Source organism: Pseudoalteromonas sp. MMG005 (genome assembly GCF_018101015.1).
GTDB classification, from domain to species: Bacteria; Pseudomonadota; Gammaproteobacteria; order Enterobacterales; family Alteromonadaceae; genus Pseudoalteromonas; species Pseudoalteromonas aurantia.
This window is the reverse complement of sequence record NZ_JAGJEK010000019.1, coordinates 84522-96448: the sequence shown is the minus strand read 5'-3', so window position 1 is coordinate 96448 and position 11927 is coordinate 84522. Positions and strand designations below refer to the sequence as shown.

The 11927-nt window shown below is 42.8% G+C and carries 9 protein-coding genes and 10 tRNA genes; 2 read left to right on the top strand and 17 right to left on the bottom strand.

Translation table 11 applies throughout. The features are described 5' to 3' along the window. Positions 1 to 67 precede the first annotated feature (67 nt). Positions 68 to 562 (bottom strand): peptidylprolyl isomerase, encoded by a 495-nt coding sequence (locus J8M01_RS15885; protein WP_192507854.1) that lies wholly within the window; start codon positions 560 to 562, stop codon positions 68 to 70. A 108-nt stretch (positions 563 to 670) separates the two neighbouring features. Continuing rightward, a complete protein-coding gene (locus tag J8M01_RS15880; protein WP_192507855.1) occupies positions 671 to 1252 on the bottom strand; it encodes an NAD(P)H-dependent oxidoreductase in 582 nt (193 codons plus the stop codon). Between the two features lie 681 nt (positions 1253 to 1933). Here J8M01_RS15880 and J8M01_RS15875 point away from each other — a divergent pair. Both J8M01_RS15875 and J8M01_RS15870 read left to right on the top strand, forming a co-directional pair. Continuing rightward, positions 1934 to 3787, top strand: coding sequence for a hypothetical protein (locus J8M01_RS15875; protein ID WP_211058639.1), 1854 nt, complete (start codon positions 1934 to 1936; stop codon positions 3785 to 3787). Beyond that, a complete protein-coding gene (locus J8M01_RS15870; RefSeq protein WP_211058638.1) occupies positions 3780 to 5342 on the top strand; it encodes a hypothetical protein in 1563 nt (520 codons plus the stop codon). The genes J8M01_RS15875 and J8M01_RS15870 overlap by 8 nt, the downstream gene beginning before the upstream one ends. 509 nt (positions 5343 to 5851) lie before the next feature. Here J8M01_RS15870 and J8M01_RS15865 read toward each other — a convergent pair. The 15 genes from J8M01_RS15865 to tolA form a co-directional block, all read right to left on the bottom strand. After that, positions 5852 to 5941: transfer RNA gene (locus J8M01_RS15865), tRNA-Ser, on the bottom strand. Between the two features lie 96 nt (positions 5942 to 6037). Further along, complete coding sequence (gene nadA / locus J8M01_RS15860) at positions 6038 to 7078, bottom strand: quinolinate synthase NadA (protein ID WP_210996894.1); 1041 nt, start codon at positions 7076 to 7078, stop codon at positions 6038 to 6040. A 122-nt stretch (positions 7079 to 7200) separates the two neighbouring features. After that, positions 7201 to 7276 (bottom strand) — tRNA-Lys (locus J8M01_RS15855). Between the two features lie 30 nt (positions 7277 to 7306). Beyond that, positions 7307 to 7382: transfer RNA gene (locus tag J8M01_RS15850), tRNA-Lys, on the bottom strand. A 32-nt stretch (positions 7383 to 7414) separates the two neighbouring features. After that, positions 7415 to 7490, bottom strand: a tRNA-Lys gene (locus J8M01_RS15845). 30 nt (positions 7491 to 7520) lie between these two features. Beyond that, positions 7521 to 7596, bottom strand: a tRNA-Lys gene (locus J8M01_RS15840). 29 nt (positions 7597 to 7625) lie between these two features. Beyond that, a tRNA-Lys gene (locus J8M01_RS15835) sits at positions 7626 to 7701 on the bottom strand. 30 nt (positions 7702 to 7731) lie between these two features. Beyond that, positions 7732 to 7807, bottom strand: a tRNA-Lys gene (locus tag J8M01_RS15830). A gap of 27 nt (positions 7808 to 7834) precedes the next feature. Further along, positions 7835 to 7910: transfer RNA gene (locus J8M01_RS15825), tRNA-Lys, on the bottom strand. Between the two features lie 32 nt (positions 7911 to 7942). Continuing rightward, positions 7943 to 8018: transfer RNA gene (locus J8M01_RS15820), tRNA-Lys, on the bottom strand. A gap of 33 nt (positions 8019 to 8051) precedes the next feature. Then, positions 8052 to 8127, bottom strand: a tRNA-Lys gene (locus tag J8M01_RS15815). A gap of 152 nt (positions 8128 to 8279) precedes the next feature. Next, positions 8280 to 9032 (bottom strand): tol-pal system protein YbgF, encoded by a 753-nt coding sequence (ybgF, locus tag J8M01_RS15810; RefSeq protein WP_211052436.1) that lies wholly within the window; start codon positions 9030 to 9032, stop codon positions 8280 to 8282. 16 nt (positions 9033 to 9048) lie between these two features. After that, a complete protein-coding gene (gene pal, locus J8M01_RS15805) occupies positions 9049 to 9582 on the bottom strand; it encodes a peptidoglycan-associated lipoprotein Pal (protein ID WP_192507860.1) in 534 nt (177 codons plus the stop codon). Positions 9583 to 9620: 38 nt separating this feature from the next. Further along, positions 9621 to 10979 carry a Tol-Pal system beta propeller repeat protein TolB gene (gene tolB / locus J8M01_RS15800; RefSeq protein WP_192507861.1) on the bottom strand — a complete coding sequence of 453 codons (1359 nt, stop codon included), beginning with the start codon at positions 10977 to 10979 and terminating at the stop codon, positions 9621 to 9623. 9 nt (positions 10980 to 10988) lie between these two features. After that, complete coding sequence (tolA, locus tag J8M01_RS15795) at positions 10989 to 11921, bottom strand: cell envelope integrity protein TolA (protein ID WP_192508563.1); 933 nt, start codon at positions 11919 to 11921, stop codon at positions 10989 to 10991. Positions 11922 to 11927 lie beyond the last annotated feature (6 nt).

Sequence of the window (11927 nt, the reverse complement as noted above, 5' to 3'; positions counted from 1 at the left end):
ATTTATATCCCTTGCAACTCATTTCACGTCGCATAGCGCCATGCGCTGCTGTGAAGCCTGTCAATGATCACGTATTAATTTCAACTGCTTCAATCACTATTGGGTCAAATGGTACATCATCATGCCCTGCAACCATGCCGGTTTTTGCCTTTTCAATCGCGTGGACCACCTCAATACCCGCTGTTACTTTACCAAAGGCGCAATACCCCCACCCTTCATTGGTCGTCGCGAAGTGATCTAAAAACGCGTTATCAGTAACATTAATAAAAAATTGCGCAGAAGCTGAATGTGGAGCATCAGTGCGTGCCATTGCGATGGTACCTAGTGTATTTTTCAACCCTTTATTTGCTTCATTAACGATGGTATCACGTGTCGGTTTTTCTTTCATTTTAGCGGTAAATCCACCGCCTTGTACCATAAAGCCTTTAATAACCCGATGGAAAATAGTGCCCTGATAAAAACCGTCTTGGCAATATTGTAAGAAGTTTTTTGCTGTAATTGGCGTGGTTTCAAAATCTAACGTAATTTCAATATCACCAAAGTTCGTTTTGAAGACAATCATGTTCTACTCATTCTAAATGTCGATGCCCGCCAGTATACTGCAACCTTTAGCGGTATGAAAACATGTAGCCTTACTAGGTTACCGCTGCACCTCTTTACATATCGCCGATTAGAATTTTGATCGTATTTTCATTATAAATTTATCAATTTTTTGTTGAGACAATTGCTCGCTTTTATATAAAGACAACATTTGAAATTTACAATTACTCGCACATGCCCCCAATAAAGCCAACTTAAGCACTTTTTTCACCGGTGTTCTTAGAATAAATGTATCAACCCACCAGGGAGAGCCTAATGTGGTGACGACTTTCATTTCTTTTAAGTTAGTTAAACATTGTTTGATTGGCCCGAAATCTGATGCATGCTCATAGGCATAACCTGGCGCCCAAACACGATCAAACCACCCCTTTAAAATAGCAGGAAATCCAAACCACCAAGTTGGAAAAATAAGCACCAATGACTGAGCCTCAGTAAGCTGTGCAATATCTGTAGTGAGTTGTTGTGTGTCAAATGTTGACTGATAATAACTTGCGCGTTCTTCTTTGCTCAATACCGGATCAAAGTGCTCTGCATACAAGTCTTTTACCGTGACTGTATAGCCCTTTGATTTTAAGTGACTGATTGTTTTGTCCGCTAAATGCTGGCATAAACTGTTATCTAAAGGGTGTGCTAATACCACTAAACACTTCACATTATATCCTTTTTTAATTGGCTAATTTATTAACTGATTAATCAAAACCCGTGACACAGAGTACACTACGTGTTTCTTATTTATTATCCTTAAACGGCCGAATAAACAAGAAAGAATTTAATACTTCTTAACAATCACTCATAGCGTAGTTCTTAAGGAACGCAGTATACCTCACGGTTCCACCGTCAATGCGCTATGTAATCCAAAATATTAGCCTACCAAAGATAACTGCACTTACGCTCTAAATATCGAGATCGCACACTTAAACATATTCGCTGCACTGTCGCAGCTAAAACGCGTGATAAGTGCTTGTAATATGCTCAGCCAAATCAGCGAGTCTGCAATATGTGGGTCTTGTGTGATAAACCTGTTGTGCATGTGAGCTTTGTTTTAGCTGTATTTTTATTGACGTAACTATTTAGTCATCAACAGAGTTCAACTGCACATTTTCTTAAGATGCAATCTATGAGTAAACATCGCTACTAAGCTTTTGGGAACCTGACTCCCCTTTAAATAGCAACGCCCAACCCTTAGTCGCATTACTGTAATCCCGTGTAATACGCAAATTGTAATTTACCTACTACGGTAGTAGGCACGTAAACAGCTTATTAATTTTCAACTGTCGTTGTTTTACAGGTTGAAAATACAACGTAGCCCCCCCTTTCAATAAGGAGATTTGCAATGACTGATACTAAATTACACAGCAATAATGATGATGATATTTCCATCAACTTAACCTTTAACACACCCGCTTTTATACAAGATTTAAGCAATAGCCCTGTTCAACAAGCACAACTTAACGCTATTTGGAACACCTACTTATATGCATTTGTGGAGCAAGCAACGCCCAGTAGTGAGGCTTACTTTTATAACCCAGCGACAACCACAATTCCAAATGGCACCGCTTCTGCACCCGTAACTTGGAATGCCTTTCCCGGGCGTTTACAGCAATACTTTTCGGCTTCCACGCCTGTAAGTCCGCCTAACCCATACAATTTGTCGTTAACTCAACTACGAGAGTTAGCAGATACAGGAAGTTACGCAAGCAACGGCCAGCCTCAAGCATTACAAGATATCCCCGCCGTTTTCTGTCCAGAAGCAGACTGGAGCGGTACATTAAACCCATTTTTGCCTTATGGTCCTAGAGGCTGGCAAGATGAGTATTGCGAATGGGCTGTTCAAAAAAATGAGGAGGGTAACATCACACGAGTAGATTTTGCCTGTGAAAACCCTGAATACTGGCATGCGCTTTGGTCAGTAAGCCCTGACACTGTTGCCAGACTTTATCAAGACACACTTAACTTTGACGCCCCAGCAAGCTGCCAGATCACAGTATCGGTTGATGACTTAACACTAAAAGATCAACACGGCCATATAGTAGTTGACCCTGTTAGTGGCCACCCGGTTTATAACCCTTTGAACAAGTGGAACAATAGTCCTATTTCAAACCGTCAGAGTACCAATATGAATGGTGGGGTTATGCACTTAACAAGTACACCTAATACGCTGCAAACAGAAATAGGGTTGGCTGGCTTCTCAACACCACAATATGAGAGCGGCAACGAAAGTCAACAACAACTCCTTTGTTGCGGTCAGTTCGGTCAAGCATATCGCCATAGCGATCCACATATCGGCCAAACGGTTAACCAGATAGTCGGTGGACAGTTCATTGAGAACGAATATTTTAAGGTTAATCTAGCCAATCCATTTGGCTTATATATTCAGCAACCACAAAGTTTAGACTCATGGACATTTTCAAGCAGAGTAAAGAAAGGGGTTAATGTCCCTGCTGATGCAAAAGCGTCTGACATTTGGCAAATAATCAGGGGGAGTACACAAGTTAACGACCCTATTACAAGCTCTGCATTTCCAGGTAATTTAATTTTGCATGCTATTTGCCAAATACCATCAGCATGGTTAGCAATGGACCCAACACTGACGCTTGCAGATATTGAGATTAATGGCGCGCCAATTCAATGGGGATCACAAATAACGGAACAAATAGACATCGGTTTATTTGCAAGACCTCTAAGTGCGAGCACAATGCCCCCTCAGGTTCCTTGTGCAGGTCCATCTGCCGCTGGTGCGCCACTGCAAGCAATGCAGCAACATGTGTGGGATGCTTATTATGCTGTAAATGAAACCAACCCCGCAGGCTCAGAGCTTTCATTAGCGAGCAACAGTGTTATCGTACCAGCTGTCGCAACGGCTGGCACTACTGTAAATATTGCACTCACAGTCAATAAACTTCCAGCGGGTGTTCAGCCAATCGTCAAAGTGCTAACCGGATCAAGTGATGGGAGTTATGATCCAACGACCACTGTCAGCGTAGTAGATAAAAATACGGTGACCTACGCCGTCCCAGGCAACTCAGGTCCAGGTACATATACCTCGCTTTCACTTGCTGTTACCACTGAAGAATCATCAGTGGCTGGCTTAAGAGCAATAGAAGTGAGTTATACAGGCGTGCCACCACAAACCATGGCGTCCTTGATACACGTGCAGCCAAAAATCAAGGAGCCAGGTAATGCATAACCGATATGTCAGGCCCGCAAGGGCCTTTATGCGCAGGCTGTGTTTCTTACTCGCCATACTTGGTGTAAATGGACAAACAGCCATGGCTGATCCCGTTACTAATCCATGCACTGCTTTTGGTACAAACCAAGTAACGCTTACTCCACAGCTCCCGAATAATTTTAATTCTCGCAATCAAACTAACGCCGATTGTACGGCGTGGCAGCAATTCATTTATGCAAACTGGCCAGCAGACCCTAATAACCCGGGTTATCCAAACGCCAGTTCAACAGCCAGTGCATTTGGTAACCCCACCCTCAGTGACTTAACTGTATGGGAAAGCTATTTGCAATCAACAGAAATTTTTAGCAGTACGCAAACCAATAGCTTAGCAAAAAAGGTCAAGCAAAAACGCCCGTTGGTTTTGCATCGAGTGTCAAAAACAGGGGCCCTTGATTTAAGTTCAATAGGTCAAGCAACCGGCGAGTGGTTAACTGATCAACGTGGCAACCTCGTGTATTATGATATTCGTTTAAACCCCGACGAAGTGGACTATATTTACAATGCTAATCCAACTGGTAAAAACTTAACCTGGGCGGCCGGTCAAATCGCATGTGCGCAAGGGGCTGGCGGATTTCGTTTACCTTCGGGCTATAGCAATGATAAGACCTGTGAGGGCAAAGCTAAGATATTTGGCGGTAATGTTGGTGCGATGGAAATCAAAGCAGCTTGGATCAAATTACCCGAAGATGGTTCATTGAATTATCGCTACTTAACCACTCAGGCAGTGCTACTTACACCAGGCGCAGACGAAAATACCATAAAGCAAGACAGACCTGTCACCGTCGGTCTTATTGGACTACATATTATTAGACATCTACCTGGCGCGCCCCAAATGCTTTGGACAACCTTCGAGCAGGTTGATAACACACCTGATGCCGGTAAACATACGGTTAATTTACCTAGTAACCCAAATCGCAAGCCACGCCCGTCTTATACTTTGTATAACCCTGAGTGTGATCCTAAGCAAGACATTTACTATCAGTGTAAGCCTAATTGGACGCCCAATATGGCCCCACAAATCCCATGTGACACGACCTCTGCGCGCAGTCCAGATAACTGTATACCTTATTCGGCTCCCTTGCAGGTCAATCGGGTTACTCCTGTTGAGTCAACGGCTAACAATGTCAATGCTTACGCTTGGAGCTTATTACCAGCTAATTCTGTGTTTAACTATTATCGCCTTATTGATGTGCAATGGCCTAATAACCCAAGTACGATTCAAGCGGGTGCAACACCCCCATTGACAACTGGAGACATCACCCCTAGCAATGGAACACGCATTGTTGCAAATACCACGTTGGAGACATTTGTGCAAAACAAGGACAGCTGCATGGATTGCCACAAATATGCCGCGACGGCTTCGCAAACTCAAACTGCTGTTGTTGATGCGTTCAACAAGCTGAAGCTCGCTGGTAGTAAAGCGCCAAGAACCCTGTTGTCCACAGGCACCGCAAATAGTGTGTCCTATGCGTCATATTATTCATTTGTATTCTCATCAAGTACAACTAGGTAGTGTATGCGCCCTACTTTGTAAAAAGTGGGGCTTTGTTACTTAACCTCAGCTCCGGATAAGCGAATTTGCCCAATAAAGCTATTTATCTCACTCTCGGCGTTGCTTTCATTTGTAATAGCCCGCTATGACTGCATAAAAGCGCCTTGATATTGAAAAAAATATTATCATTGGATTGTACGTAAGTGTGTTTTCAAAACATTTTCTATTCCAAAACCCTTACCCAAACCTGAGGTGACTTACTTTTAAGTCTTTTAATAAAAAAGTGAAGCATCCTCTGAGTTCAACATCACGTTTTCTTCGGATCAGAGCCATACTATCGCTGTAGTACTTTTTATAAATTTACCCGATGAAATTTAACTAAATACGGTCTGAAAACTGCTAAAAGACATACATGGTAAGCTGGCGAATTGGATGAATCAAAGCCTGCTGCGTAGGTGGGAGTTTCTTAAAAATGCTGAGGTAGACCTTAAAGTGCAAAAAAGCGCTATACAGCGCTTTTCTATAAAACATGGCGGAGAGGGAGGGATTCGAACCCTCGATAGGGGTTAGCCTATACACGAGTTCCAGTCGTGCGCCTTCAGCCACTCAGCCACCTCTCCGATACACCTAAGTGCGGGGCTAATACTATGAAAAGCCACGCACTTTAGCAAGCGCTTTTTGCTTTAGCTGAACTAACTGCTCAACTTACAGTCAGTTTAACGCTTTAATGACGCTGAAAAGTCTAACATACGATCTAATGACCGCAATGCGCCTTCACGCAATGACATATCAACGAACACTTCTTTGCCTTCCGGGCTGATCAATGACTCTTCAATCGCCTTTAAGCCATTCATTGCCATCCACGGGCAATGGGCACAACTTTTACACGTTGCACCTTCACCTGCGGTTGGTGCCGCGAAAAACTCTTTATCTGGGCAAAGCTGCTGCATTTTATAAAAAATACCGCGGTCCGTCGCAACAATAAACTGTTTGTTGTCCATTGTTTGCGCGGCTTTGATCAACTGGCTTGTAGAGCCTACTGCATCAGCCAAGTCGACAATTTCTGCCGGCGATTCAGGGTGCACTAACACGGCGGCTTCAGGCTGTAAGGCTTTCATATCTTTGAGTGCTTTTGTTTTAAACTCATCATGAACGATACAGGCACCATTCCACATGATCATGTCTGCACCGGTATTCTTCTGGATATAAGCGCCGAGGTGCTTATCAGGGCCCCATATGATCTTCTCGCCTTGCTCATCTAAGTGTTCAACAATTTCTAAAGCACATGACGATGTTACAATCCAATCAGCACGCGCTTTTACCGCTGTAGAGGTATTTGCATACACCACTACTTTACGATCCGGGTGTTGATCACAAAATGCCGAAAACTCATCAATTGGACAACCAACGTCTAACGAACACGTTGCCGCCAAGGTTGGCATCACCACCGTTTTGTTAGGGGTCAATATTTTTGCTGTTTCCCCCATGAAACGCACACCGGCAACCACAATCACATCAGCGTCATGTTTTGCACCAAAACGGGCCATCTCCAAAGAATCAGCAACACACCCACCGGTTTCTTCAGCTAAGGCTTGAATTTCAGGATCGGTATAATAGTGCGCTACGAGTACCGCATTCTTTTCTTTTAGTAAGGTTTTGATCCTCGCTTTATACTCATCTTGTTCTTGAGTAGTTAATGGCGCAGGTTTTGGAGGAAAGATATAATCCTCAGGCATGATTTGTTCAGCTAGACTCATTTTTCGACCACTATAGTCCACATTGCATAATTAGCGCGAATTATACGTAAATAGACGCAACAATCATAGTCAATGACGCTTTTGGTATAGAAAAATTAAGAATATATGAAATTTTTTAGAAATGGTGGGTCATGATGGACTTGAACCATCGACCAATGGATTAAAAGTCCACTGCTCTACCAACTGAGCTAATGACCCGCTCTGGAAATCTTGACTGTTAACATAAAATGGTGGGTCATGATGGACTTGAACCATCGACCAATGGATTAAAAGTCCACTGCTCTACCAACTGAGCTAATGACCCGCTCTAGATATCAGGATTGTTAACATAGTGAATGGTGGGTCATGATGGACTTGAACCATCGACCAATGGATTAAAAGTCCACTGCTCTACCAACTGAGCTAATGACCCGCTCTGATATCAAACTACTTAACTGCAAAATGGTGGGTCATGATGGACTTGAACCATCGACCAATGGATTAAAAGTCCACTGCTCTACCAACTGAGCTAATGACCCGCTCGAACTATCAGTACTGCTAACTTAAATGGTGGGTCATGATGGACTTGAACCATCGACCAATGGATTAAAAGTCCACTGCTCTACCAACTGAGCTAATGACCCGCTCTGGATATCAGTTTTGTTAATATTGAATGGTGGGTCATGATGGACTTGAACCATCGACCAATGGATTAAAAGTCCACTGCTCTACCAACTGAGCTAATGACCCGCTCGGGAAATCAATATCTTCAAAGAATGGTGGGTCATGATGGACTTGAACCATCGACCAATGGATTAAAAGTCCACTGCTCTACCAACTGAGCTAATGACCCGCTCTGAATATCACTTAAGTTAACTTGCAAAATGGTGGGTCATGATGGACTTGAACCATCGACCAATGGATTAAAAGTCCACTGCTCTACCAACTGAGCTAATGACCCGCTCTTATACTACTGACTATTTTGCAAACTAAGTGGTGGGTCATGATGGACTTGAACCATCGACCAATGGATTAAAAGTCCACTGCTCTACCAACTGAGCTAATGACCCACTTAGTTGCAGCAGTTTGGTTTGAACCAATCGCCTGCTGCGGGCGCTTATAATACTTATTTAAAAAATGAGTGCAACTTAAATACGTAGTTTTTTTCAGTTTTTATGCCTAAGCGCCTAATTTTAAACCATAGTGGCAAAAAATCGAGCTTTTAGATCTTCGACAAACGCTCTGTGGCCATTTTTGCAGCAGTGGTACTTGGGTATTCATTCAATAAAGTAGTTAATACCGTTTTCGCCAATTCTGCCTTTCCTTGCTTTTCATACAAGGTGCCCAGCTTAAGCATCGCTTCAGGTCGCTTATTCGATTCTGAAAAATTATCAACCACCGTTTTAAAGTGCACTATGGCATTCTCATCATCATTCTTAATAGATAATAGCTGCCCTAGCCAATAGTGCGCATTAGGTATATATACCGATGTGGGAAAGTTCGTCAAAAATGACTGAAATTCAGGGATCGCTGCATCATAACGCTTATCTTTCATAATAAGCGCAACCGCTTTGTCGTACGCTTCATTTTCAGACAAGTCATTACTAATGGCTTGAGATGTGTCTACAACCTCTTCAGTCACCGCCACCGTGCTTGCTTGTTCATACACCTTTGAAACACGGTTTTCTATTTCTTGGTATAGCTCTCGTTGGCGCTGTAATACTTTCTCAAGCTTATAACTTTGTTCTTCCGTTACGCCACGAACTTGGCTTACTTCATCTTGTAGCTGCCCTAACTGCTGCTGTAGTTCAACTTGTAGCAGGTTTCGAGTCTTCATCATGCTTTCTAATTGTGCGATACGTTGCTCAATCGAAGATTGCGTATTTGCAGCCGTAGAAACAGGAGCGGGAGCAGCCAAAATTTGGGTGCTCCCGCTCAGAATCATTATGGCTGCCAAAATATGATTTGGCTTCATAATATCTCTTATCAAATTAGTAAACTAAAACCGCACGACGGTTTTTAGCAAAAGCTTCTTCAGTGCGAGATTTAACCATTGGTTTTTCTTCACCATAACTCACAACTGAAATTTGGCTGTCAGACACACCTAAGCTTTGTAGGTATTTAGCAACCGCTTTGCCACGGCTTTCACCAAGCGCAATATTGTACTCTGGCGTACCACGCTCATCAGCATGACCTTCAACCAATACTTTTACACTTGGGTTTTTAACCAAGAAATCAGCATGTGCTTGTAAAAGCTCAGCATACGCACCCTGCACTGTTGATTTATCAAAATCAAAGTAGATGATCTGCTCTTGACGAAGCGCTTCATATTTTTCACGAAGCTTTTCTTCTGCTGATTTAACGCGTGAAATAGTATTCACGTCAACGTTATTATTTTCTTGTGTTGCTGCTTGGTTGCTTTCATTTGCAGCACTTTCGTCTACACTTGAAGATGAGCTACACGCGGCCAGCGTCATTACTGGCAAAGCCACTAATAAAGCTTTTAATGTTTTGTTAAGTTGCATCGAGTATATTCCTATATCTTAAATTCTAACCAGCAAAATTACTGTAAAAATGGCGACCAGGCAGGAGCTTTCACTTGCCCATCAGAAACCGGAAGTCGCGCTTTAAACCGCCCATCCATAGACACCAAAGCCAATACCTGCTTATTGTTATGCAGCGTACTATAAATAATCATCGAGCCATTTGGCGCTATGCTCGGAGATTCGTCTAAACGGGTTCGCGTTAATACTTGAAACAGTCCAGATCTCAATTCTTTTTTAGCAATATGATATTTACCAATTGTTCGATTTACCATGACCAGATGCTTCCCATCAGGGGTAACCGAACCGGCTAAATTCATATCGCCGTCAAAGGTAATACGCTTTGACCTACCAGTTTGTAAATTTAACTTATAAATCTGGGCATTACCACCCCTTTCAGACGTATACACAATATCTTTGCCATTTGGGTGCCAACTTGGCTCAGTATCTATACTACGATGACGTGTCAAACGGCGTTCTGTGCGTGTTTGCAAGTTATATTGATAAACCTCTGTGGCCCCTCCCTCATCTTTAGATAGTACAATTAATAATTGCTTTCCATCAGGAGAAAACTGTGGCGCACCATTAATACCAGGGTAACTCGTGATGAGATCTCGCTTACCAGTATAAATATCTTGCACATAAATTTGTGATTGGCGATTTTCAAACGTAACGTATGCTAATTTGTTGGCATCAGGTGACCATGACGGCGACATCAAAGGCTCTTTAGAACGTAATAACACCTGCTCGTTAAACCCATCATAATCCGCAACAACTAACTGGTAAGGCTTATCTGCCTCGTCGCGCACAATCACGTAGGCAATTTTAGTCCGAAATGCACCTCGCTCTCCTGTAAGTGACTCATACACAACATCACTGATTTGATGCGCATATTGCCTAAAACCGTCACTGGATATCACACTTTGTCGTGCTTCTTGCACATGATCTTGGCTTTTCATCAGTTGACCATTACTCATCATGCGTGTCTCTCCGCCGGTGATCTGTGCCCGGATCACATCAATTAATTCATACTTGATCAAATAACGCCCACCGGGTTGCTGTGTCACAGTGCCAACAATAACCGCTTCAACCCCTTTATTTACCCAAGCGCTATAGTCCACTTCTTCATCTGTGCTTGGCAATTGAGGTAGTTCAGTAAACGACAGAGGCTTAAATTTACCACTGCGTGTTAAATCAGCTGCAATGACTTCGCTCACTCGCATCGGTTTTTCACCAACACCTTCATATTTAAAAGGCACAACAGCGATAGGCCGCGCACTATCAACGCCTTCGGTTATCACAATTTCAAGCGCGGCATTTGCCAGCCCTTGCATGCCAAAAGCAACAATAACTAATAATGCTTTTATCCGGTTGAACATAGACTTCCTTTATAAATTGGGTTTAATTGTTAGATTAATGTTCTTAAGCTGCTCGAAAACATCTTTTTCTTTCGAAACTGGTAATGTATCAGCCATACGCACCGCGCGCAGTGCCGCTTCACAAACCAGTTTATCGCCACCAAGTGAGCGTGTATCTGTAACTAGGCCGTTAAACCCTAGTCGAATATTCACTCGACACTGCTTGCCTTTCATTTTTTCGTCTATCAGTAAATTAGCTTGAATACGTTGCATTATGAGTGCGCGATATTTATCAACTTCTGATAATACTTGTTGTTTTCGTAATTTATTACGTGCAGCTTGCTCTTGTGCTAGTTGTTCCTGCATTAACTGCTCTTGCAATGCCTTTTGACGTGCTTTTTCTGCAGCTTCTGCTTTTCTTTTCTCTTGAGCTTCACGAAGTTTACGGGCATCTTCTGCTTTTTTCAGTGCATCTTCTTCAGCTTTACGCTTGGTTGATGCCGCTTTAGCCGCTTTCTCTGCCGCTAATTTTTCAGCACGCGCTTTATCTGCTTGAGCACGTTGCTTTTTCTCAATTTCTCGGGCTTTCTTCGCTTGCGCTTCCGCTTTTTTCTTTTCCGCCACTTTTGCTTTGCGTTGCTGTTCTAGCTTTTTAATTCTGCGAGCTTCTGCTTCTCTGTCTTTTCTTGCTTGACTTGCCCGTCGCTCTAAATCTCTGATACGTTTTTCTTCAGCGCGCTTTTTGTTCTGCTCTTGCTTTTTCAACTCAGCAATTTTCTTTTCCACAGCACTTTGATCAACAGAAATTGCTGAGACGACTTTCTCTTCCCTAGGCTCACTCAGCTCAGGGTTTAAAGTCACTTCCATTACCGTTGGTTCTGGGGTATGAAAGTTGGCGGACGCAAAAAGCATTCCCGCCAAAGCAAAATGCAGTAACACTGATTTTATAATTCCGCTTTGCAATGCACC